Origin of the sequence: Phyllobacterium sp. A18/5-2, assembly GCF_025452215.1 — a bacterium.
GTDB classification, from domain to species: domain Bacteria; phylum Pseudomonadota; class Alphaproteobacteria; order Rhizobiales; family Rhizobiaceae; genus Phyllobacterium; species Phyllobacterium sophorae.
On the sequence record NZ_CP104967.1, the window covers coordinates 679,214 to 702,609 of the forward strand.

The 23,396-nt window shown below is 57.5% G+C and carries 15 protein-coding genes and 3 pseudogenes; 7 read left to right on the top strand and 11 right to left on the bottom strand.

The features are described from left to right. Window positions 1-24 precede the first annotated feature (24 nt). On the bottom strand, window positions 25-1,563 hold the full coding sequence (locus N8E89_RS21825; protein WP_262263186.1) for a sugar ABC transporter ATP-binding protein: 1,539 nt from the start codon (window positions 1,561-1,563) through the stop codon (window positions 25-27). Window positions 1,564-1,664: 101 nt separating this feature from the next. After that, a complete protein-coding gene (locus N8E89_RS21830; protein ID WP_262263187.1) occupies window positions 1,665-2,645 on the bottom strand; it encodes an ABC transporter substrate-binding protein in 981 nt (326 codons plus the stop codon). A 174-nt stretch (window positions 2,646-2,819) separates the two neighbouring features. Between N8E89_RS21830 and N8E89_RS21835 the strand changes: the two genes are divergently transcribed. Continuing rightward, window positions 2,820-3,950 (top strand): LacI family DNA-binding transcriptional regulator, encoded by a 1,131-nt coding sequence (locus N8E89_RS21835; RefSeq protein WP_262263188.1) that lies wholly within the window; start codon window positions 2,820-2,822, stop codon window positions 3,948-3,950. 278 nt (window positions 3,951-4,228) lie between these two features. Here the strand turns inward: N8E89_RS21835 and N8E89_RS21840 are convergent, their stop codons facing one another. Then, window positions 4,229-5,587, bottom strand: a complete 1,359-nt coding sequence (locus N8E89_RS21840) for a sigma-54-dependent transcriptional regulator (RefSeq protein ID WP_262263189.1) — start codon at window positions 5,585-5,587, stop codon at window positions 4,229-4,231. A 2-nt stretch (window positions 5,588-5,589) separates the two neighbouring features. After that, a pseudogene (locus N8E89_RS29455) lies at window positions 5,590-7,462 on the bottom strand (ATP-binding protein). Between the two features lie 228 nt (window positions 7,463-7,690). Between N8E89_RS29455 and N8E89_RS21850 the strand changes: the two are divergent. After that, window positions 7,691-9,016 (top strand): dicarboxylate/amino acid:cation symporter, encoded by a 1,326-nt coding sequence (locus N8E89_RS21850; protein ID WP_262263190.1) that lies wholly within the window; start codon window positions 7,691-7,693, stop codon window positions 9,014-9,016. A 46-nt stretch (window positions 9,017-9,062) separates the two neighbouring features. Here the strand turns inward: N8E89_RS21850 and N8E89_RS21855 are convergent, their stop codons facing one another. The 7 genes and pseudogenes from N8E89_RS21855 to N8E89_RS21885 form a co-directional block, all read right to left on the bottom strand. Continuing rightward, the gene (locus N8E89_RS21855; RefSeq protein ID WP_262263191.1) at window positions 9,063-10,430 is read right to left on the bottom strand and encodes an FGGY-family carbohydrate kinase; all 1,368 of its coding nucleotides are present in this window, start codon (window positions 10,428-10,430) and stop codon (window positions 9,063-9,065) included. After that, the gene (gene rhaM, locus N8E89_RS21860) at window positions 10,427-10,750 is read right to left on the bottom strand and encodes an L-rhamnose mutarotase (protein WP_262263192.1); all 324 of its coding nucleotides are present in this window, start codon (window positions 10,748-10,750) and stop codon (window positions 10,427-10,429) included. The genes N8E89_RS21855 and rhaM overlap by 4 nt, the downstream gene beginning before the upstream one ends. Continuing rightward, entirely contained in the window at window positions 10,747-11,748 is a 1,002-nt protein-coding gene (locus N8E89_RS21865; RefSeq protein ID WP_262263193.1) for an ABC transporter permease, read from the bottom strand. Before N8E89_RS21865 ends, rhaM begins: the two co-directional genes overlap by 4 nt. Further along, window positions 11,745-12,744, bottom strand: a pseudogene (locus N8E89_RS21870) (ABC transporter permease). The gene N8E89_RS21865 and the pseudogene N8E89_RS21870 overlap by 4 nt, the downstream one beginning before the upstream one ends. Before the next feature lie 12 nt (window positions 12,745-12,756). After that, the gene (locus N8E89_RS21875; protein WP_262263194.1) at window positions 12,757-14,277 is read right to left on the bottom strand and encodes a sugar ABC transporter ATP-binding protein; all 1,521 of its coding nucleotides are present in this window, start codon (window positions 14,275-14,277) and stop codon (window positions 12,757-12,759) included. A 67-nt stretch (window positions 14,278-14,344) separates the two neighbouring features. Beyond that, complete coding sequence (gene rhaS / locus N8E89_RS21880) at window positions 14,345-15,340, bottom strand: rhamnose ABC transporter substrate-binding protein (protein WP_262263195.1); 996 nt, start codon at window positions 15,338-15,340, stop codon at window positions 14,345-14,347. A gap of 51 nt (window positions 15,341-15,391) precedes the next feature. After that, complete coding sequence (locus tag N8E89_RS21885) at window positions 15,392-16,195, bottom strand: DeoR/GlpR family DNA-binding transcription regulator (RefSeq protein ID WP_262263196.1); 804 nt, start codon at window positions 16,193-16,195, stop codon at window positions 15,392-15,394. 219 nt (window positions 16,196-16,414) lie between these two features. Here N8E89_RS21885 and N8E89_RS21890 point away from each other — a divergent pair. The 5 genes and pseudogenes from N8E89_RS21890 (at window position 16,415) to N8E89_RS21910 (ending at window position 23,394) form a co-directional block, all read left to right on the top strand. Further along, window positions 16,415-18,512: pseudogene (locus tag N8E89_RS21890) on the top strand (bifunctional rhamnulose-1-phosphate aldolase/short-chain dehydrogenase). Between the two features lie 21 nt (window positions 18,513-18,533). Continuing rightward, window positions 18,534-19,826, top strand: coding sequence for an L-rhamnose catabolism isomerase (rhaI, locus tag N8E89_RS21895; RefSeq protein WP_262263197.1), 1,293 nt, complete (start codon window positions 18,534-18,536; stop codon window positions 19,824-19,826). Between the two features lie 146 nt (window positions 19,827-19,972). Continuing rightward, window positions 19,973-21,502: an ABC transporter substrate-binding protein gene (locus tag N8E89_RS21900; RefSeq protein WP_262263198.1), complete on the top strand. Its 1,530-nt coding sequence runs from the start codon at window positions 19,973-19,975 to the stop codon at window positions 21,500-21,502. A gap of 81 nt (window positions 21,503-21,583) precedes the next feature. Next, complete coding sequence (locus tag N8E89_RS21905; RefSeq protein ID WP_262263199.1) at window positions 21,584-22,525, top strand: ABC transporter permease; 942 nt, start codon at window positions 21,584-21,586, stop codon at window positions 22,523-22,525. Continuing rightward, window positions 22,525-23,394: an ABC transporter permease gene (locus N8E89_RS21910; protein ID WP_262263200.1), complete on the top strand. Its 870-nt coding sequence runs from the start codon at window positions 22,525-22,527 to the stop codon at window positions 23,392-23,394. Before N8E89_RS21905 ends, N8E89_RS21910 begins: the two co-directional genes overlap by 1 nt. The last annotated feature ends 2 nt before the right edge of the window (window positions 23,395-23,396 follow it).

Genomic DNA, 23,396 nt, shown 5'->3' on the forward strand with positions numbered 1-23,396 from the left:
GGCGTTGTTGCCGGGCAGTGGCTGTCACAGTGCAGCCCCCTCTGTGACAGGTGCATTGCCGTGGGCCATAGCCGACATCAGCGCATCTTCGGTCGCCTGATGGCGATTGAATTCAGCAACGCTGATGCCTTCGCGCAAGACAAAGACACGGTCTGCACCCTCGATCACCTCTTCCAGTTCCGAGGAAATCATCAAAACAGCAAGCCCTTGATCGGCAAGCAATTTGATCAGTGACTGGATCTCGCCCTTGGCGCCAACATCGATGCCGCGGGTTGGCTCATCGAGAATGAGCAGGCGCGGATTCATTGCCAGCCAGCGGCCAAGCAGAACTTTCTGCTGGTTGCCGCCGGAAAGCTCGCGCACTTTCTGGTCCGGTCCGGAACATTTGATCCCGAGTTGCCTGATGAACCGCTCGACGATGTCGCGTTGAGCCTTCTCGTCGATGATACCGGATTTGCTGAGCTTGGGCATGAGCGCCAGCATCATGTTTTCCGCAACACTCATCTCGGGAACAATGCCTTCGCTTTTGCGGTCTTCGGTACAAAAACCCATGCCTGCGGCAATTGCATCGGAGGGCCTGTGCGGATCAAACTTTCTCCCGTCAAATTGCATGGTGCCTGCGCGCGGCCGATCAATGCCAAACACCAGCCTGGCTGTTTCGGTGCGGCCGGCGCCGAGCAGGCCGGCAAATCCGACGATCTCACCACTGCGCACGGCAAAAGACACATCCTGCACCGTCTGGTTGATGGCGAGGTTTTCAGCCGACAGGAGCACCTTACCGATCTTCTTTTCGTCGCGATCGCTAAAGGCGGTCGCATGACCTTGGGCGCGCTCGATCGCGCGCCCGAGCATCGAGGAGACGAGACCGATCTTGTCAATGTCTTTCATTGCCGCTGTTTTTACCGTCCGCCCATCGCGCATAATGGTGACACGGTCGCAAACCTCATAGAGCTCGTCGAGCTTGTGGCTGACGAAGACGACCGAAACGCCCTCCCGCTTCAGCTGGCGAATGACATCAAAGAGAATGGAAACCTCGCGCTCGTCGAGCGAGGAGGTAGGCTCATCCATGATCACCAGCTGTGCCGAAAAACCGATGGCGCGGGCAATGGCGACCATCTGTTGCGTGGCAGTATTGAACTCCAGCAATGGCCGTCGCACATCGGCACGCACATTGAAACGCTGCAGCAACGCTTCGGCCTCCTTGTGCATGCGCTTCCAGTCAAGCAGGCCGTAGCGGCGAGCCTCGCGGCCAAGGCAGATGTTTTCGGTGATGGAGCGATAGGGGACGAGATTGATTTCCTGATAGATTGTGCTGATGCCGCTGGCCTGCGCCTGCTGCGGTGAGAACACCTCGAAGGGCTTGCCATCGAACATGATTTCACCGGCATCGCGCTTGTAATAGCCGGTCAGCACCTTGATAAGCGTCGATTTACCCGCGCCGTTCTGTCCGATCAGCGCGTGGACTTCGCCGCGTCCGACCGCGAAAGACGCACCGGCCAGGGCAGGAATTCCGGCAAAACGTTTGTCGATACCCGTCATCGACAGGAGAACGTCAGTGTTCATTACAAAGCCATTTCTGAACGCATCGCAAAGGAGCCGACGCCGCAAGGCAACCGCCAAAAGAAAAGCCAGCGCCCTATAAGAGCGCTGGCGCCATGACAAAATCAATAGGCGGTGCTCAGCAGTTCTTTGGCATTGCTGGCATCGTAGAACTGATCGGGGTTGATGAGCTTGTCTGGGATCTTCTCGCCATTGGCATAGGCAACAGCCGTGTCAAATGCCTTGGGGCCGAACCGTGGATTGCATTCCACAACCGCGGCAATCTTGCCATCGACCACCGCTTGTACGGCTTCCTTGCCGCCGTCGATCGACAGAACGAGGATGTCCTTGCCCGGCACCTTCCCGGCGGCTTCAATGGCAGAGATTGCGCCAATTGCCATCTCGTCATTATGGGCATAGATGACATTGGCGTCCGGATGGGCCTGAAGCAGCGTCTCGGCAACCTGACGTCCCTTGTCGCGGGCGAAGTCACCGGTTTGCGAAGCGACGACCTTGAAGTCGGGGTTTTTGGCGATCACGTCATCAAAGCCCTTCTTGCGGTCATTGGCCGGAGATGAGCCAGTCGTGCCCTCAAGCTCGATAATCGTGGTCTTGCCATTGGCGTTCTTGACGAGCCAATCAGCGACACGCTGGCCTTCCTCGATGAAGTTCGAGCCAATGAATGTCACATAGTCTTCGCCGGCTTTAGCCAGCGACGCATCGACATTGCGATCGAGCAGAATCACCGGGATGCCGGCATTCTTGGCAGCCTTGATTGCCGGAATCAGCGGTTTTTCTTCGCGTGGCGCTAAAAAGATCAGGTCGACCCCCTGCGCAATCATCGAATTGACATCGGCCACCTGCTTGGCAGCGGAACTGGCGGCATCCGTATAGACGAGTTGCCACCCGCGTTTCTTGGCTTCTTCCTGCATGCTGGCAGTCTGGGCAAGTCGCCATGGATTGTTGCTTTCGGTCTGGGCAAAGCCGACCTTGTAGGTGTCTTTCTTCTTGAGCGGCGGCGCGTCAGCCAATGCACTGCCAGGGGCCATAATGGCAGCCAGTCCAACGGCTGACGTGAACAGCAGACTGCGACGGGTGATTATCATTGAAAATTTCCTCCCAGAAATTCAAGCCGTGGCGATCCCACCCGGTGATCATCTCTACTTATAAAAATTAGTCAATAATGATTTATATTGATTAGTCGCGCAAACTGCTCGTAATATTGCCGGCATCTTCATTGATTCCGGCCCGCTGGCGGGCGGCGAGAGGCATAGTTGCAGATGAGCGATACAGTGGAAGCCAAGCCCACTGAGAATTCAAGGACCGCTCGTGTTGCATCCCGGCGCAAACGTGTTGGCAAGCGTGTTACCATGACTGATATTGCCCGTGTTGCCGGCTGTTCACAGGCAACCGTATCGTTCGTGCTGAACAAGACACCCGGGATCAAACTTGCGGCCGAGACACGTGAGCGGGTTATCGAAGCGGCGCGTTCGCTAGGCTATGCCGCTCCAAGCTTCGCTCATCTCGATACGGGTGATGCTTTGACACCGGCGGTTGACGGCAAGATCGGCTTTGTCGTGGATCAGCTTGCCACCAGTCCCGAAGCGGTGGTCGCTATCGAGGGCGCGCGTCAGGCATCATGGAGGGCCGGCAACATCATCCTCGTCGCCCAAACGCTCAACGACCCGGATATGGAGCCGCGCACGATCAGAGCTCTGCACGAACAGGGGATTTCGGCGCTCATCTATATGGCAATTTTTACGCGTGAAGTGACCTTGCCTGCAGTGGTCTACGAATTGGACATACCGGTGATCCTGCTCAACTGCTACACGGCCGATCATGCTTTTCCCGCTGTTGTTCCTAGCGAGATTGCAGGTGGCCAGCATTCGACCCGCCATCTCATCCAGCATGGTCACCGCCGGATTGGAACGATCACGGGAGAACCATGGATGGAGGCGGCGAAAGACCGTCTGAAGGGCTATCGCCGGGCGTTGGCGACGGGGGATATTCCCTTTGATGCTGAACTTGTGATCGAGGGCGACTGGTCGGCAAGCGCCGGCTACGCCGCAACCAAGGAGTTGCTGGCGCTGAAGGACCGTCCAACGGCAATCTTCTGCCAGAACGACCGCACCGCAATCGGCTGTTACGAGGCATTAAAGGAAGCCGGGATGCGCATTCCTGAAGATATTTCCGTTATAGGCTATGATGATGAAGAGATCTCGCGCCATCTCCACCCGCAGCTGACGACCTCGGTCCTGCCGCATCGGGCCATGGGCCGCTGGGCGATTGAACAACTGGACACAGTTACACTCTCACCAGGCATGCGCCATCCGATCACCAAGCTTGAATGTCCGCTGGTAGAGCGCTTGTCAGTCGCAGCGTGCGCGCAGGAAATATCCCTCCTCACCTAGGGCGTGTTGAAATTCAGGTGATGCCGGCCTGCAAATGGCCGCTTCTCCTCTTGGCCTGCCCCACGAAAAGGATGCTCCGTTCCGCTTCTCGAAACCACGGCCACTGTCTCAGCAGCGCGTTATCAAACAGCCGCCGGGTTGTGTGGGCACTTGGATGATCGACAAGACGGCGTGGGCTCCGTCTACAAGGCCATGGGCGTCGCCGTGGAGGATGTGGTGGCGGCCAACCTCGCTTACCGCGAGGCCAAACGCCTGGGTGTGGGCCAAATTATTTCGCTCTAGAGCAGGACCGTCGGCTTTGATCGCGCATAGTCGGCGCGATCAATGCCGTGACGTTGCAGCTTGTCGTAGAAAGTCTTGCGCGCAATGCCGAGCGCTTCAATGGTCGAGCGCACATCGCCATGGTTTGCACTTAGGGCATCGCGAATGAGTCTGGCCTCGTGCTGCTCCATTGCCTCGGGCAGGCTTTTGTTGGTCGGTTGACTGACTTGCGCTGTGTCCATATCGCCAAGACCGAGCGCAACCCGTTCAGCGAAATGCGACAGTTCTCGCACATTGCCGGGCCAATCATGCTCCATAAGCCGCAAGCGCAGCGATGGGGTCATATGCAGCGGCTCTGTCTTAAACCGCACCGCCGCACGCTGCAGGAAGTGCGTGAACAGCAATGGAATATCGTCCTTGCGCTCGCGCAAAGGTGGAATGGAAACGGTGACAACATTGAGCCGATAGAACAAGTCCTCGCGGAAATTCGCCCGTTGTTGCGCACTGCCCAGATCGACCTTGGCGGCAGCAATCACCCGCAAATCCACCGGGCGGTGTTCATTGGTGCCCAGGGGGGTGATTTCGCGTGTTTCGAGGACCCGCAGCAACTTGACCTGCGTCGACAGTGGCATGCTTTCGATCTCATCCAGAAACAGCGTGCCGCCGCTTGCGTGTTCGATTCGGCCGACGCGCCGTTTTTGCGCGCCGGTAAACGCTCCGGCCTCATGGCCGAAAAGCTCGCTCTCGATGACCGTCTCCGGCAACGCGCCGCAGTTGAGTGCAACGAAATTGCCCTGTTTGCGCCGGCTCCATTCATGCAGAAGCCCGGCCGCCACATCTTTACCAGTGCCGGTTTCACCAGCAATCAGCACATCGACGTCGGCATTGGCGACATGTCGTAACATCTGGCGCAAATGCTGCATGGCTGGTGTCTGTCCGATCAGTGGCAATGTCTCGTCGGACGATTCCAGCGCCAGCCGCAAGCGCCGGTTCTCCATGATCAGCCGCCGCTTTTCTGCTGCCCGCACGATGCTTTGCACAAGCCGGTCTGCAGGGTAGGGTTTGGCGATGAAATCATAGGCGCCTTCCTGCATCGCTGCGACGGCCATATCAATATCGCCGTGCCCGGTGATCAGGATGACCGGCAAGTCCGGATCCAGCGCACGCAACCGGCGAAACAATTCCAGGCCATCCATATGCGGCATGCGCACATCGGTAACGACCACGCCAGCAAAATCTGGTGTCAGAAACCTTAACGCACCCAAAGCGTCAGCAAAGGGCGTAACGGTGAAGCCGGCAAGCTCCAGTGTCTGCCGGTTGGCATTGCGCAAATCGTCATCGTCATCGACAAAAGCGACACTAGGCTGGAATTCCATCGTCAAACGACCCTCCGCAGATGCACGGTGAACTGCGTGCCCGCGCTGCTGCTTTCCACTTCAATGCGGCCTTGATATTCAGCGACGATGTCGTGGCAGATGACGAGGCCCAGCCCAAGGCCACGTTCCTTGGAGGTATTGAACGGCGTGAACAGCGCCTGCATGATCGCTTCGGGGATGCCCGGCCCGTTGTCGGAAACAATCAGCTGGACCTCGTCCTTCGTCAGCGCATAACGCACACTGATCTTGCTTGCCGGACCGCCCTCGGTCGCCTCCAGCGCATTTTGCATCAGATTGATCAGCACCTGTTCAAGGCGGATGCGGTTGCCGTGCACCTTGATGTCAGGTGGGGGTATTTGCGTGATAATTTGTCCCGCCCTTTGCCGGAAACGGCTGCCAAGCAACAGCATGGCGCCCTCGATAACGTCACTGACGCTGATTGGAGCTGCATCGCTTGTGCCCTTGCGCGAGAAGGTGCGCAGCTCATCGGTGATGCTGCCGATGCGTTCGGTCAGACCGGCGATGGCTTTCAGATTGTCCTTTGCCGATTCCACCTGGTTGCGGCCAAGAAAGGTCCCGGCATTGTCGGCATAGGAACGAATGGCAGCGACGGGCTGGTTTATTTCGTGGGCAACGCCCGCCGTCACCTGACCCAAAATGGCGAGACGGTTCGCCTGTACCAGCTCCTGCTGCACCGTTTGCAGCTTGGCTTCGGTCTTCTGGCGCTCCTCGGCCTGCATCACCAATTCCGCATGGGCAGTGCTGAGGTCCGCAGTACGCTCGGCGACGCGGCGTTCGAGCTCCAGCCGCGCCTCCTCCTGTTCACGGGCACGGCGCAGGGCCCGTCCGCGACGCAGAAGCAAAAAGGCTGTCAGACCAAGCAACGGCGCAAGAACAGCCAGCGCAAGCAACTGAGCGGTTCGCGTTGCCTCTGCAACGACTGCTGCTGCAGGCGTCAGCGATTGCAAGGTCCAGCTTGTCGTGGGCACCAGGGTCCGCACACGCACGAATTCCTGATCTTTCGCCACTCCGGGCAAACGCGCCTTGACAATATCGGGTTGCGATAGCGGCAGAGCCGGCAGGATGCTCAGTGGTTCGAGCGGCGCATCGCCAAATTGCAGGCTTTTCGCGGATGGGCCCCATCTGATCGGCCGATACGGGCCCCTGCGTCATGAACCGCCATTGGGGAAAACTTGCAACCAGGACAATGCCGCGCTGATCGACGACATAGGTCGGATCGCTATTGCGGCGCCAGTCTGCTTCGAGCGCATCAAATTCAAGCTTGACGACGATGACTCCAAGCAAGCCCAGCGGGCCATCGATGCGCCTCGAAATATAGAGGCCAGGACGTTTGCTGACGGTGCCGAGCGCAAAGTGTTCGGCGTCACCGGTAATGACAGCACGGGTGTAATAGGGGCGGAAACTGTAATTGGTGCCGACGAAACTGGTGGCTTCACGCCAGTTACTTGAGGCAATCGCCACACCTTCGGCATCGAGGAGATAAATGACCGCCGAGCGCGTTCCCGGTATCAGGCTTTCGAACTTGCGGTTGACGAGTTGCAGGATGCTACCGCTGCGCGAGGAAAGCGCACTGATGACATCGCGATCCTGCGACAGGACAAATGGCAAGGATCGCTGCTTTTCGAGCACCGTGCGCAGAAGAACGGCATTGAGATCTGCGGTGTTCTGGGCTCGCGTTTGCAGCGCTTCATAGGCGCGCTGGCGACCATAATCGTTCGCAACGATGAGAGAACCTATTATGAGGATTGCTGCAAGGAGGCCGTAAACGAGTTTCGCAACACGTCCGGCCATGCCACCGACAGGCTCATATTTCGATCGAAGCGCCGCTACCTCTGCCATTCCTGTATTGTGCAGATATCCGCACAAACCGCAAGATGAGCGTGCGGAGATCCGCACATCATCTGCGCGGCAACACATACAGCGAAAAAATTAAATTCAACACTTTCAATGACTTAGCAAGTTTCAGCAAACTGGCACACTCCTTGCAAAAGCAATGGCAGGGCCGGTCTATCCGGTCTTTAACCGAGCCCGGGAGGCTGACAGGCAATTCTGCCAGACGCGGCTCATATCATGGAGGAAGTCATGAGTCCTGTGACGATTAACGCAGCCCCGCAGCCGCGCGGCAAAACACCCATTTACGCCCACCTGTATTTTCAGGTGATCGTTGCCATTACCATCGGTATTGTGCTTGGCCACTTCTATCCTGAAATCGGCACCAGCATGAAGCCGCTCGGCGACGCCTTCATCAAACTGGTGAAGATGATCATTGCCCCTGTCATTTTCCTGACCGTTTCCACCGGTATTGCCGGAATGAGCGACCTGAAAAAGGTCGGACGGGTGGCCGGGAAGGCGATGGTCTACTTCCTGACCTTCTCGACCCTGGCCCTGATTGTCGGGTTGATCGTTGCCAATGTGATCCAGCCGGGTGCTGGCATGAATATCGACGCATCCTCGCTCGATTCCAAAGCGGTCGCAACCTACACGCAGCAGGCGCATGAACAGAGCATCGTCGGCTTCCTGACGAACATCATTCCCACGACAATCGTCGGTGCCTTCGCTTCGGGCGATATCCTGCAGGTCCTGTTCTTTTCGGTGCTGTTCGGTCTTTCGCTCGCCATGGTCGGCGAGAAAGCCGAACCGGTCACCAATTTCTTGCAGACCCTCGCAGCTCCGGTCTTCAAGCTGGTCGCGATCCTGATGAAAGCTGCACCAATCGGCGCCTTTGGCGCAATGGCCTTCACGATCGGCAAGTACGGCATTGGCTCGGTGGCCAATCTGATCTTCCTGATCGGCACGTTCTATCTGACGTCCCTGCTTTTCGTGCTGGTCATTCTTGGCGCAGTCGCTTGGTACAACGGCTTTTCCATCCTGGCGCTGATCCGCTACATCAAGGAAGAGCTGCTGCTGGTGCTTGGCACGAGCTCGTCGGAAGCCGCTTTGCCAACGCTGATGGCAAAGATGGAGAAGGCAGGTTGTAAGAAGTCCGTGGTTGGTCTGGTTATTCCAACCGGCTACTCGTTCAATCTTGACGGCACCAATATCTACATGACCCTTGCTGCCCTGTTTATTGCGCAGGCAACCAACACGCCGCTGACATTGATGGATCAGGTGTTGCTCCTGCTCGTGGCAATGCTCAGTTCCAAGGGTGCTGCAGGCATCACCGGCGCAGGCTTTATCACTCTGGCCGCCACGCTGTCGGTTGTTCCCGCCGTTCCGGTCGCCGGCATGGCACTGATCCTTGGCATCGACCGTTTCATGTCGGAATGCCGCGCCCTGACCAATCTCGTCGGCAATGCGGTCGCAACCATTGTTGTCGCGCGCTGGGAAGGCGAGCTGGACACCAACAAGCTGGCACAAGCGCTTAACGGTGAGTTCGCCGACGAGGATGCACTGGCTCTCGCCAGCTAGGATGATACCCACTTGCAGCAAAGGCGGACCTTGCGGTCCGCCTTTTTTATTTCTGACAAAGGCTTTCGCGCCAGCTTTGCGCATAAGCGTCGAAACTCTTGGTCAGCGGCACGACCGCTTCCGGTACGGGCTTGAGGGAGCATTGCGCACCGGCAAGCAGTGCTGCGCCAAGGCTGGTTCCGGTGGAGCCGGGCAAAGCGATGATTTCGCGCCCCGTCAGGGAGCGCAATGCCGACAGAAAAGTGTGATTGCGGGAAAAGGGACCTTCAACGATTGTCGGGCCAAGTGCGCCAATCAGTTCGAGGCAGGTCGCCGTCATTAATGCCGTATAGAGTGATGCCACCGCATTCAGCTCGCCGGAGAAGCGCGGCTTGCCATTCAACCAGTTTGCCGTGTGCGCCGGATAGGGGCCGGAACCCTGCACGAGGCTTGGCAATATCATGCGTTGATCGCGAATGACACGGGCCAATACTTCTGCATCCGGTTCGGCGGTCCGGCCTTCGGTGAGTATATCGAATTCACGTCCGCCCATGAACCGCGCCGACGGCACGGCCTTGCCGAAGGCATCGACATTGGCAAGCGTGTCGCGTGCAGGATCGAGCCGGTCCAGCCTGCCGCCGACAGCAAAGGAGACCACCCAGGTACCCGTCGATACCACGGCGAAGGGTGACGTGCGGGTGATGAGGTGCGGCAAGAGCGAAGCATTGGAATCGTGGATACCGCAATGAACCGCAATTGCCTTGTCGACGCCGATCTGCTTGGCCAAAGGTTCGCGCAAATCACCGATCGTATCGAAAGCCGGGCGGATCGGAGCCATCAGTGAGCGAATTTCAAGCGTATCGACGAGACTGGAGTAGCTGCCTTTTTGCGGGTTCCACAAATCGGTATGACAGCCAAGTGAAGTGACTTCATTCACGGCGATACCGGTCAGACGCCAGACCCAGTATTGTGCATAGGTTAGGATGCATTTGACCGACGCGAACTCGGCAGGGAATTGCGTCTTCTGGTAGTGGATCTGTGCTCCGACATTCAGTCCGCCCGAAAGAAGCGGTGAACATGTCTCGGCGAAATTCGGCCGCAGGTCCGCATAGGCCGCACGCACCTCATCCGAATAGACATGTTCATAATCGATCACCGGCATGGCAAGACCATCATGCCCAAGCAATGCCGCCGACGCACCATGGGCTGTGACCGAAATCGCATCGAAGCCTGGCGATCTGGCGAACGCGATGAGTGTTTCGACAAAAAATGCCCACAGCGCGTCTACATCGAAATGCGGATAGATCCCGCCTTTGACCACGCGGTTTTGGATGCTGCGTGTGGCAACTTCCGCGCCGGTCGCAGCATCGACCACAACGAGTTTGGCATTGGTCTTGCCCACATCGATGACGGCTATGCGGCGAACGTTGTTCATGGCATGTGAAACAGGCACACGAGGTCACGCTGGACCGGCGAATTGTCCGCATTGGTGACCATTATATCGGCCATATGCGCCCACCATTTCTTCATCACCGGATGGTCGGGGAGGCTCTGCATCGTGTGGTCAACCGGGCGGGTCAACACGCCGAAGAGCGTGTTGGTGGTGCGGTCAAGATGGATCGAATAGTCGCTCACTCCCGCCGCGTGCAAAAGCTCGACGAGCTCGGGCCAGATCGCATCATGGCGCTTCAGATATTCCGGTTCCATGCCGGGATTGAGTGTCATGGTGAACGCCTGTTTTTCTGTCGTGCTCATGCGGATTTCCTGTGTCCGAACTGCCGTATGATGATTGGCAGCGTGATGGTGGTGATCAAGAGCAGGCCGATGAAAATTGACATGACGATACCCGGCACGTTGAGTAGGCCAAGCCCGAAGGTTACAAGCCCCATGACGAATGCTGCGATGACGACGCCGCCAATCGTGCCAGAACCGCCAAGGATGGATATGCCGCCCAGAACGACCATGGTGACGATCTCAAGTTCCCAACCCTGCGCGATCGATGGGCGCGTTGAGCCAAGACGCGAGGTTAGGCATACGGCGGCGATGCCCGCCATCAGGCCAGTCAACAGGAACAAAGTAAATTTGATACGCTCAACATGAATGCCGGAGAATCGTGCGGCGAACTCATTGTTCCCGATGGCATAAACCCGGCGGCCGAAATTCGTCGCATGCAGCAAAACCGCGAAGAGGACGGCAAGGGCCGCAAACAGCACGAACTCGAAGGAAAAGACCCACAACACATAACCCTGACCAAAATAGGCAAAGGAAGCTGGATAGCCGCCATAGGCCTTGTCACCCAGAACGATATAGGCGATGCCGCGGAACAAGCTCATCGTACCAATGGTAACAACGATGGATGGCAGGCGCAGGCCGGCGACAAGGATACCATTGATCATGCCGCACCCCGCACCAACGCCGATTCCGATGACAACGAGGCCCGGCGTGCCGACACCCGCCTGTGCTGCGGCGCCCATGGCGGTTGAGGCGAGTGCAATGATCGCGGCAACCGAAAGATCGATCTCTCCGGCGATGATCAGCAGCGCCATGGCGAAAGCAACCATGGCTTTTTCGGTAAAGTTGAACGTGGCGTCGGAAAGATTCCAGGCGTTGAGGAAGTAGGGCGAGGCCAATGCGTTGGCGATGAAGATAACCGCGGCCACTGCTACGAGCAGGGCTTCCCAGCTGGCGAACAGCCGGGTGACCGATGTGCCGAGTCGATCCGGAATATGGCGTTTTTCAGGAACTGCGCTCATGGCATCACCTCGATCTGTTCGGATGCACCCCGATCACGCAGGATGATCCGGCCCCGGCGCCGTTCCTGGCGCGCGTTGAAAATGACAGCAGCAATGATCACTGAGCCGGAGATTGCCATTTGTGAGAACGGCGAAATATTGATGACGGGAAGCGCGTTCTTGATGACACCGAGGAACAGTGAGCCGAGCACTGCGCCAGCGACGGAACCGATGCCTCCCAGCGTTGATATGCCACCAATGACACAGGCGGCGACGGTATCCAGTTCAAAGCCCGCCGCGATATCGACATAGGCAACCGCATAGCGCGACACCCAAAGATAACCGCACAACCCAGCCAGCGTTCCGGATATGACGAAGGCATAAAAGCGGGTGCGTCCAACATCAATACCGGCATAAACAGCGGCCGTCGGATTGCCCCCAGAGGCATAGATGGCGCGGCCAAGGAAGGTGCGCGACATGACCACATACATGATGGCGACGATGATGATGGCTGTCCAGCCGAGGAGGGGCAGACCGGAAAAGAGCTGGCGTGGTGTCTGGAGGAACGGCGCCGTCATTTGATGCGCATTCACCCAGGCACCACCGGAAAGCACAAACGCCATGCCGCGGTAGATCGTGAGCGTTCCAAGTGTGACGACGATGGAAGGAATGTTGAGCTTCCATACGAACAGGCCATTGATCGCCCCAAGAACAGCGCCAGTCCCCAGCGCAATGAGGATGATCAGTGCAAGAGGCATTGCCGGATAGGCAGCATTCAGCATGCCGATTGCCATGCCTGTAAAGGCGACATTGGCCGCGACCGAAAGGTCGATGGATTTGGTCAGGATCACCGTCATCTGGCCAAGCGCAAGAATGATCAGGATCGATGTGTCATTGAAAATGTTGGCAAGGTTGCCGGGCCTGGCAAAGCCGGGCGAACGCGCCGAAAAAGACGGCAAGCAGCATGGCGATAATGACCACCAGCAGCATTTCGCGGAATTTGAACAATTGCTTGATCATTTCTGGTCCTCAGGCATTGCCTGTTGCGGCGCGGACTAACGTCTCTGCGCTCAGGTGATCGCGCTCATAGACACCGGCGGACAGGCCCTCGCGCATGACAAGAACCCGGTCAGACATGCCGAGGATTTCCGGCAGTTCCGAGGAGACCATGATGATGCTGAGACCTTCGCCGGCAAGCTCGCTGATGAAAGCATGGACCGCAGCTTTCGAGCCGATGTCGATGCCCTTGGTCGGTTCATCGAGAATGAGAATTTTCGGGTGCGTGGCCAGCCATTTGCCGATGACCACTTTCTGTTGATTGCCGCCGGACAGATTTCCCACCGGAATCGAGAGGGCGGCGGCACGCAGATCAAAACGCTCGGCATATTTGCGCGCCAGGGCGAATTCCTCGGCTGCGCGCAGGAAACCGGAGCGGGAAGTGCGGGTCAATGACGGCAGCGAGATGTTCTGGTAGATTGGCAATTGCAACACTGCGCCATGGCGGCCGCGTTCTTCCGGCACGTAGACGATACCGGCTTTGATCGCATCGGCAGGCGAGTGGAACGCGAGCTCCTTGCCGTCTAGTTTGAGCGAGCCGCTAGAGGGTCTTGTGACGCCGAACAGCGACTGGCAAATCTCCGAGCGGCCCGCACCGACCAGACCATAAATCCCGAAAATTTCGCCCTTTTTCAAGGCAAAGGAAATATCGCGGAACTCGGTCGGGTGGCTGTAATTGTCGACCGAAAGCACGGTCTCGCCGAGCGGTATCTCGACTTTGGGAAAAGCGTGTTCGATCGACCGGCCAACCATGAGCTTGACGATCTCGTCCTGACCAACACCGGCAAGTACGCCACTGCCGACGGCCTTGCCGTCACGGAAGACGGCATAATGGTCGGCGATCTCGTAGACTTCATCGAACTTGTGACTGATGAACAGTACAGCCTTGCCCTGCGCTTTGAGCCGCTTGACGATCTGGAACAGGTCATCGACTTCCTTGCGCGAAAGCGCAGCGGTCGGCTCATCCATGATGACAATGCGCGCATCAACAGACAGCGCCCGGGCAATGGCCACGAGGTGGCGCTGGGCGATGGAAAGATCCTTCAGCCGCGTGCGCGGATCGATATTGCTTTCCAGCGAATGCAGCAGTGCAAGTGCCCGTGCGTTCACGGCCTTCCAGTTGACAAAACCAAGCCGGGTTTTCGGCGCATGGCCGAGAAAGATATTTTCGGCGACCGACAACTCGTCGAAAAGCACGGTCTCCTGGTGGATTGCGGTTACGCCGAAATCGATCGCGTCCTGCGCATTGGCAAAGGCCACCGGCTTGCCGTCAACGTGGATTTCTCCTTCGTCCGACTGGTAGATCCCGGTGAGAATTTTGACGAGCGTCGACTTCCCCGCACCGTTTTCGCCAATGAGCGCCGTAACCATGCCGGGAAACAGGGCGATATTGACATCATTGAGCGCTTTGACGCCGGGAAACGATTTGGAGATGCCGCGCATCTCAAGCAGCGGCGTTTCGGACAATGGCTCGGAAAGGGCAATCTTGTTCATCGATCATACCGAAAGAGAAAAAAGTGCCCGGCAGAAAACCTGCCGGGCCTGACGGGGTTGTGCAGGATCAGAAGATCTTGGAAAACTCGTCGATGTTCTTGGCGTCGTAGACGAAAGGATCGGCCATGGCAGCCTCGCCATTGTCGCCAATCTTGATCTTGCCCATACGTCCGGCGGCAATTTCGCTGCCCGCAGCACCATCCGTTTCCCCCTTGACCAGGCGATAGGCAATCTGCGTTGCCGAATAGCCAAGGTCGATCGGATTCCAGATGGCAAATTCCTTCGTTGCACCCGACTTGATAGCGCCAGCCATTTCCGAGGGAAGACCAAGTCCGGTCACATAGACGTCGCCGATCTTCTTGGCATCGGCCACAGCCTGTGATGCGGCAAGCACGCCAACGGTTGTCGGAGCGACAATGACCTTGACATTCGGCTGTGAGGTCAAAAGGCCCTGCGCTTCGCGATAGCTTTTGTCAGACAGGTCATCTCCGTAGACGGTGGTCACCAGATTGAGGCCAGGAAAATTCGGCAGCTGCTTCTTCATCTCCTCGATCCAGGTGTTCTGGTTGGTCGAGGTCGTCGTCGCCGAAAGAATGGCAAAGTCACCCTTGCCATCCTTCAAATGATTGGCGGCCAACTGCAGGCACATCTTGCCGATCAGCTCGTTTGACGAGGGATTGAGATGCATGATGCGGCCATCCTTGGCGACAGCGGAATCCCAGGAAATAACCTTGATGCCGCGGGCTGCAGCTTTTTTCAGCGCGGGCACAACCGCGTCGGGATCATTGGCGGAAATCGCGATGGCGTTGACGTTTTGCGCAATCAGCGCGTTGATGACCTCGATCTGTCCTTCGGCCGTCGTCGATGTCGGGCCAGTATAGATGACCTCCACATCGCCAAGTTCCTTGGCGGCTTCCTGTGCCCCCTTATTGGCCGCTTCGAAAAAGCCGTTGCCAAGGGATTTGACGACCAGGCCGATCTTGACGGTTTCGGCCTGAGCGTGCGATGCCAACATGGCAAGGGCGAGCGCCGATCCCAGTGCGAGTTTCTTTAAAAGTTTCATTGTCTGTCCTCCCAGAGATTAAACGAATGGTTCGTCAACACCGTTCCGGCCTCAAGCGACCGATACGGAATTTCTTGATTGATTGACCTGTGCGATGATGAGTTGAACGCCGGCGTCCTCGACCATTTTGCGGTCCGCATCTGAAATGCCGTCATCGGTGATAATGGTCGCAACGCGCTGCAACGGGCAGAGGATCAAGCTCGACCGGCGGGCGAACTTGGTCGAGTCAACCAGCAGCACCAACTCTTCGGCCTGGTTGATCAGTTTCTGCTCGCCCTGAATGATCAGCGCATCGGATTCCATGACGCCGAATGGTCCAACCCCTTGCGAGCCCATGAACATGCGTTTGCCATAGAAATTGCGCGTCACGTCATTGTCGAACGGCGACAAAATAATGCTTTGCTCGCGGTAAATCGCACCACCGGGCACCGTGACCGAGCTTTTGGAATTCTTGACAAGATGCTCGGCAATGGCAAAGGAATTGGTCATCACCTGCAGGCGCCGTGCGGATAGAAAGTGTACCATCTGAAAGGTGGTCGTGCCGCCATTGATAATGATCGCATCACCCTCTTCGCATAAGGCGACTGCCTCGCGGGCGATGGCGCGCTTCTTGTCGGCGTTTTCGGATTCGGAAACATGAAAGTGACGGCCAGCAAGCGGGGTCAACTGCGGCGGATGAACCGCTTCAGCACCGCCGCGCACACGGCGCAGCTTTCCCTTGACGTGGAGCGAGGCAATGTCACGACGGATGGTTGCCTCCGACGCTTCCGTCAGTTCGGCTATGTCCTGAATGGTGATGACCGGCTTTTCCTGAACAGCGCTCAGAATGATGCGGTGACGCTCACGCTCGTGCATTGCACTTCCTCCTCTTGTGACAATCTATTGCGCAAATCCATGATCAGTGTCAATCAACTTCAATCAAAAAGTTTCATATTGCACTGCACAATGGAAGTTTATGATCGAAATTGATCGTTTGTGATTGACATGAAAACGTAAACTGCTCCATAGCTAACGCAAATGACGGCGGCTTGGCGACACGTGCCTTGCCGGCAATTGACCTATCGGGAGGCAAATATGGCAGACAAGGTCCAACTTCTGGATAATCGTTGGGACGATCAAAAAGCGGCAGGCCTGGATGAGCCGGGCAAGCTGCTTTATCGTTCCAATCTGCTGGGCGCCGATAAGCGCATCACCAATTATGGCGGCGGCAATACCTCTGCAAAAGTAAGTCAGAGCGATCCGCTGACCGGTCAGCCGGTCGAGGTGCTGTGGGTCAAGGGATCGGGCGGCGATGTCGGCACGATCAAGCTGGATGGTTTTGCCACGCTCTATATGGAAAAGCTTCAATCGCTAAAGTCCATTTACAAGGGTGTCGACGACGAGGACCGCATGGTCGGCTTTCTGCCGCACTGCACCTTCAATCTTAACAGCCGCGCCGCCTCCATTGATACACCATTACATGGTTTCGTCCCGTTCAAACACGTCGACCACATGCATCCCGACGCTATCATCGCCATCGCTGCGTCGAAGAATTCCCGCGAACTGACCAGGGAAATATTTGGCGAGGACATTGGCTGGCTGCCGTGGCGCCGTCCCGGTTTCCAGCTTGGGTTGGATCTCGGCGCTTACGTGGCTGCCCATCCAAACGCCAAGGGCGTCGTCCTCGAAAGCCACGGTCTTTTTCACCTGGGCCAACGAGGCCAAGGCATGTTACGAACTGACGCTGGAAATCATCAATAAGGCGATTGTCTGGTTCGACCAAAAGTTAGCGGGTAAATCGGCTTTCGGTGGGCAGGCCACCCAGTCGCTTGAACCTTCGGAACGCCGTGCGATTGCTGCAAGGCTGATGCCGGAAATTCGCGGCAAGATCGGTTTATCGGAGCGCAAGCTTGGGCATTTCGACGATCAGCCTGCTGTGCTTGAGTTCGTCAACTCGAACGAGTTGCACCCGCTGGCAGCACTCGGCACCAGTTGCCCGGATCATTTCCTGCGCACGAAAATCCGGCCATTGGTACTCGACTTCAATCCCGCACAGCCCGATGCCGAGGCTGTCGTCGCTTCGCTTGAGGGCGCGCTGGAGGCCTACCGCGCCGACTATGCCCGCTATTATAACGACTGCAAACATGCCAACTCGCCTGCCATGCGCGACCCCAATCCGGTGATTTTCCTGATCCCCGGCGTTGGCATGTTGTCGTTCGCCAAGGACAAGGCAACGGCGCGCATCGCCGCCGAGTTCTACGTCAACGCCATCAACGTCATGCGCGGCGCTTCGTCAGTTTCCCAATATCAGGGGCTCCTGGAACAAGAGGCTTTCGATATCGAATATTGGCTGCTTGAAGAAGCCAAATTACAGCGCATGCCCAAGCCAAAATCATTGGCTGGGCGCGTTGCCTTCGTGACGGGCGGTGCCGGCGGCATCGGTCGTGCCACAGCCGAGCGGCTGCTGGGCGAGGGCGCCTGTGTCGTACTCGCCGATATTGATGCTGAAGCACTAAAGGTGGCACACGAGGATTTTGCCAAGCGCTATACGGCCGATACCGTGCGCAGCATCCCGTTGAACGTGACAAACGAGGCTGGCGTCATCGCCAGCTTTACCGAGGCCGCGGTCGAATTTGGCGGTGTCGACATTCTCGTTTCCAATGCGGGTATCGCCTCCTCCGCACCGATTGAGACCACAGAACTTTCGATGTGGACGCGCAATATCGACATTCTGGCAACCGGCTATTTCCTCGTTTCGCGCGAAGCTTTCCGCCTGTTCCGGCGGCAGAAGATCGGCGGCAATGTGGTGTTTGTCGCCTCCAAGAATGGCCTTGCAGCATCGCCCAATGCCAGCGCCTATTGCGCCGCCAAGGCGGCGGAAATCCACCTTGCCCGCTGCCTTGCGTTGGAAGGCGCGGAAGGTGGTATAAGGGTCAATACGGTCAATCCCGACGCCGTCCTGCGTGGCTCGAAGATCTGGAACGGCGAATGGCGTGAACAGCGCGCCGCCTCCTCCAATTTGCAGGTCGATGAGCTCGAGGAACACTATCGCAAGCGCTCGCTTTTGAAGCTCAATGTGTTACCCGAAGACATTGCCGAAGCGGTATACTTCCTCGCCTCGGATGCTTCTGCAAAATCAACCGGTAACATTATCAATGTCGATGCGGGTAACGCGCAGAGCTTTACGCGGTAATATGGGTCTCGGGAGGACATTATGGCTGAACTGCACATTTCCGGCGAGCTGATTGCGTCGCAGAACGACACACTGCTTGGCGCGCACAAAAGCGATTACGAGGCGCTTGGGGCCCAGCTTGCGCGGCGCAACATCGATATCGATGCCATCACGGAGAAAGTCGCCGGCTTTTTCGTCGCCTTACCCTCGTGGGGTGTCGGCACGGGCGGAACCCGCTTTGCGCGTTTCCCCGGCCTGGGTGAACCGCGTGGCATCTTCGACAAGCTCGACGATTGCGCGGTGATCCAGCAGCTGACGCGCACGACGCCAACTGTCTCGCTGCACATTCCCTGGGACAAGGCTGACCCAAAGCGTCTGAAAACCCATGCGCAAGCCCTCGGCCTTGGCTTTGATGCGATGAATTCGAATACATTTTCCGACGCGCCGGATCAGGCACATTCCTACAAATTTGGCTCGCTCAGTCATGTGGACGCGGCAACGCGGGCGCAGGCCATCGAGCACAATCTTGAGTGTATTGAAATCGGCCGGACGATCGGTTCAAAAGCCCTGACCGTGTGGATCGGCGACGGCTCGAATTTTCCGGGGCAGAGCAATTTCGCCAAATCCTTCGAGCGCTACCTTGCTTCCATGGCCGAAATCTACAAGGCATTGCCGGACGATTGGCGCATATTCTCCGAGCACAAGATGTACGAGCCGGCATTCTATTCGACGGTCGTGCAGGACTGGGGGACCAATTACCTGATTGCGCAGACACTGGGGCCAAAGGCCTTGTGTCTCGTCGATCTTGGCCACCATGCCCCCAATACCAATATCGAAATGATCGTTTCGCGGCTGATACAGTTCAAGAAACTGGGCGGCTTTCACTTCAACGATTCCAAATATGGCGATGACGATCTGGACGCGGGCTCGATCAATCCCTACCGGCTGTTCCTGGTGTTCAACGAACTGGTCGATGCGCAAGATCGCGGCGTGGAAGATTTTAATCCCGCCCACATGATCGATCAGTCGCACAACGTCACCGATCCGATTGAAAGCCTGATCTCCAGTGCCAATGAAATTCGCCGTGCCTATGCCCAGGCCCTGCTTGTCGAGCGCAGCGCACTGAGCGCCTATCAGGACGAAAACGATGCGCTGATGGCTTCAGATGCGTTGAAACGGGCTTACCGCACCGATGTCGAACCCATCCTGGCCGAAGCCCGCCGCCGTTCAGGCGGTGCGATCGATCCCATCGCCACCTATCGCAACAGTGGCTACCGCCGGTTGATCGGCAAGGAGCGTCCGCTCGCCATGGCCGGAGGTGGCGGCATCATTTAAGACATTCAACATTCTTAGGATCCTGGGCAGCGCTTAACCGTGCTGCCCTTTTTCTTTGTGCATTGACAGCAGCGCCAGCATTTGATCTATTCTACTATAAAGCATTATAATCCATAATAGTGGAATAACAAAGGGAACCGTCCGTCATGAAATCACTGAAGCTCGCACTCCTTCTTGGTTCAGCGCTGATTGCTGTTAGCCCCGCTGCTTTCGCCCAGTCAAAAGGCGGCGTCATCAATGTCGCCACGATCGGCGAGCCGCCCACGCTCGACGCGATGGCTTCGACCGCCGATCTTGTCGGCATCGTCTCGCAGCACATTTTCGAGACACTCTATACATTTGACAAGAGCTGGAACGTTACGCCGCTGCTTGCCGCCAGCCTTCCGGATGTATCGGCTGATGGCAGAGTCTACACCATAAAGCTGCGTACCGGCGTCAAGTTCCATGATGGCACGGATATGGATGCGGCAGACGTCGTCGCCTCGCTCAAGCGCTGGACCGAGATTGCCTCGCGCGGCAAGCAGACGGCTCCAATGGTCAGCTCAATCGAGGCCGCCGATCCCGCAACGGTCAAAATCACCCTCACCGCACCTTACGCACCACTGGTGTCGCTGCTGGCATTCAACAATGCCGCTGCGATCATCCTCCCAAGCGAAAAACAGCAAAACCCCATGACCGATCCCATCGGGACCGGGCCCTATATGCTGAAGGAGCGCAAGGCCGACCAGTATATCCAGCTCACGCGCTTCGCCGATTACAAATCTCCCGAAGGCGCCGAAAATGGTTATGGCGGTGCGCGCCATCAATATCTGGACGAAATCCGCTTCGTTCCGGTGCCGGACCCCAATACCCGTGTCGAAGGCGCCCTTTCCGGCCAGTTCGATTATGTCGACAGCCTGCCGGTCGAGGCCTTTGATCGGCTGAAGGATCAAAAGGCGACCGAAGCCGTTCTGCTCAAGCCATTCGGCTGGCCGGTCTTCGTCATGAACACCAGTCAGGGTATCACCAAGAGCCAGGATCTGCGCCTGGCTGTCCGCGATGCCTTAAGCATGGAAGACATGTTGGCGGCGGCCTTCGGCAGCACGGATTTCTATTCGCTCAATCCGTCCATGTATCCCGACGGCTACAGCTGGAAGACAGATGCAGGTACACAAGGCGCCTATAATGTGGCGGACCCTGAAAAGGCCGCAGAGGAGCTGAAGAAAGCCGGCTATAATGGCGAGCCGCTGCGCATCCTGACCAGCCGCCAGTATGAGTTCCATTATAAGATGGCGCAGGTTGCAGCCGAATATTTGAAGGCTGCGGGCTTTACCGTCGACATGCAGGTCGTCGACTGGGCAACGCTGACGCAGCGCCGTGCCGACCCGAAGCTGTGGGACATTTATATCAGCCACAGCCCGTTCCTGCCAGAACCCGCCTTGATCGGTGCCATGTCGACCAGCGCTCCGGGCAATTGGGATACGCCGGCGCGCAAGGTGGCTGTCGATGCCTTCAATGCGGAAGTTGACCCGCAAAAGCGTGTGGCTTTGTGGGCCGAAGTTCAGAAGGTGATCTATGCCGAAGTGCCGATCATCAAGATCGGCGATTTCAATGCGCTGTCGGCCAAGTCACCCAAAGTCGAAGGCTTCACGCCGGCACCGTGGCCCTACTTTTGGAACGTGTCGCTCAAGCAGTGACGCAATTGCAATTGGCGCGGATGAGGCCCGTCCGTCCGCGCCCATGCCTGACTGAATTGCAAACAGGATCAATCCGCCCAGATGCTCCGTTACATACTTCAACGCTTTATCGGCATGATCATCGTGATGTTCCTGGTGGTGACGATTGTTTTCATCATCGTTCGCGTCACGCCCGGTGATCCGGCTGCCGTCATGCTTGGACCGGAAGCGACCGCTACAGACATCGCCGCCTTGCGTCAGCAGCTTGGGCTCGATCAGTCGATCCCGGTGCAATATGTGTATTTCATCGGCAACCTTGTGCAAGGTGATCTTGGACAGTCGATCTTCCTCGACCAGCCTGTACTGCAGGCACTGGCGCAGCGCGCCGAGCCGACCTTTTTTCTCACCATATTTTCGCTGCTGATCGCCAGCGTCATTGCCATTCCGATCGGCATCTACGCCGCCTATCGCCGCGGATCGTTCTTCGATCAGGCGGCGACCGCGCTGGCAATGCTCGCCGCAAGCATTCCAAGTTTCTGGCTCGGTCTCATTTTGATGCAGATATTTGCTGTGCGGTTCGGCCTTTTCCCCGTATCGGGCTATGGCGGCCCCGGCACATCGCTGACGGAGCGGCTCGGTTACCTGGTTCTCCCCGCATTCGCGCTTGGCATTGTCTCTTCCGCCCTCATCATGCGTTTCACCCGGGCTTCGATGCTCGATGTGCTAGGCGATGACTATATCCGCACGGCCCGTGCCAAGGGTGTGGATGAGCGGCGCGTGGTGCTGAAACACGCTTTCAAGAATGCCCTGATCCCCATCCTCACCGTCGTTGGCCTGACTGCCGCAGTGTTGATTTCCGGTGCGGTGGTCACTGAGACCGTCTTTGGTCTGCCCGGGGTCGGCAGCCTCGTTGTGTCCGCGGTGCTGCGCCGCGATTATCCCGTCATCCAGGGCGCGCTCCTCATCATCGCGGCGCTCTATGTTCTCATCAATTTCGCCATCGACATGCTCTACCTCGTCGTTGATCCAAGGGTGCGCTACTGATGACTGAAATCATAACAAACGTACCCATGAGCGAGCGCTCCAAATTCTTTCGCGTCCTCATCCGGCGCAAAACTGTGCTCTTCGGATTGATCGTGCTGGCCATCTTCGTGGTTCTTGCCGTGTTTGCGCCGTTGATCACGCCCTACGCGCCAAACAAATTGTCCATCGTCAACAGACTAAAGCCGCCCGACATGCGATGGTTTTTCGGCACCGATGAATTTGGCCGCGACGTGTTCTCGCGCACGATCTTCTCGGCCCGCCTGTCGCTGATGGTCGGCTTTGCGGTCGTCGTGCTGGCATCGCTGATTGGTGTCACGCTCGGCATTCTTGCCGGCTTCTTCCAAAAGCTCGATGCGCCGATTACCCGGCTGATCGATGCGATGATGGCTTTTCCCGACATTCTGCTGGCCATTGCACTTGTCGCTGCGCTCGGGCCATCGCTGACCACAGTCATCGTCGCGCTCAGCATCGTCTACGCGCCGCGGCTCGCCCGTATCGTGCGCGCTTCGACGCTGGTCATCCGCGAGCTGCCCTATGTGGAGGCGGCAACATCGCTCGGCATCTCGACGCGCCATATCATGACGCGGCACATCCTGCGCAACCTGCTCTCGCCCATTCTCGTCCAGGGAACCTTCCTCTTTGCCAATGCGATGCTGGCGGAAGCGGGGTTGTCCTTTCTTGGGCTCGGTGTCAGCCCCGAAGTGCCGACCTGGGGCACGATGATCGCTTCAGGGCGACAATATATCGGCAAGGCCGACTGGATGACGCTGTTTCCCGGCATCGCCATCGTGCTTGCCGTTCTTTCCCTGCAGATGGTCGGCGACGGGTTCCGCGACCTTCTCGACCCCCGCCTCAGAAAGGATCTCTGATC

Bases quoted from the DNA above. Each gene is read 5' to 3' on its own strand.
- N8E89_RS21825 (WP_262263186.1), bottom strand. From the start codon at position 1,563: ATGAACACTGACGTTCTCCTGTCGATGACGGGTATCGACAAACGTTTT.
- N8E89_RS21830 (WP_262263187.1), bottom strand. From the start codon at position 2,645: ATGATAATCACCCGTCGCAGTCTGCTGTTCACGTCAGCCGTTGGACTG.
- N8E89_RS21835 (WP_262263188.1), top strand. From the start codon at position 2,820: ATGAGCGATACAGTGGAAGCCAAGCCCACTGAGAATTCAAGGACCGCT.
- N8E89_RS21840 (WP_262263189.1), bottom strand. From the start codon at position 5,587: ATGGAATTCCAGCCTAGTGTCGCTTTTGTCGATGACGATGACGATTTG.
- N8E89_RS21850 (WP_262263190.1), top strand. From the start codon at position 7,691: ATGAGTCCTGTGACGATTAACGCAGCCCCGCAGCCGCGCGGCAAAACA.
- N8E89_RS21855 (WP_262263191.1), bottom strand. From the start codon at position 10,430: ATGAACAACGTTCGCCGCATAGCCGTCATCGATGTGGGCAAGACCAAT.
- rhaM (WP_262263192.1), bottom strand. From the start codon at position 10,750: ATGAGCACGACAGAAAAACAGGCGTTCACCATGACACTCAATCCCGGC.
- N8E89_RS21865 (WP_262263193.1), bottom strand. From the start codon at position 11,748: ATGAGCGCAGTTCCTGAAAAACGCCATATTCCGGATCGACTCGGCACA.
- N8E89_RS21875 (WP_262263194.1), bottom strand. From the start codon at position 14,277: ATGAACAAGATTGCCCTTTCCGAGCCATTGTCCGAAACGCCGCTGCTT.
- rhaS (WP_262263195.1), bottom strand. From the start codon at position 15,340: ATGAAACTTTTAAAGAAACTCGCACTGGGATCGGCGCTCGCCCTTGCC.
- N8E89_RS21885 (WP_262263196.1), bottom strand. From the start codon at position 16,195: ATGCACGAGCGTGAGCGTCACCGCATCATTCTGAGCGCTGTTCAGGAA.
- rhaI (WP_262263197.1), top strand. From the start codon at position 18,534: ATGGCTGAACTGCACATTTCCGGCGAGCTGATTGCGTCGCAGAACGAC.
- N8E89_RS21900 (WP_262263198.1), top strand. From the start codon at position 19,973: ATGAAATCACTGAAGCTCGCACTCCTTCTTGGTTCAGCGCTGATTGCT.
- N8E89_RS21905 (WP_262263199.1), top strand. From the start codon at position 21,584: ATGCTCCGTTACATACTTCAACGCTTTATCGGCATGATCATCGTGATG.
- N8E89_RS21910 (WP_262263200.1), top strand. From the start codon at position 22,525: ATGACTGAAATCATAACAAACGTACCCATGAGCGAGCGCTCCAAATTC.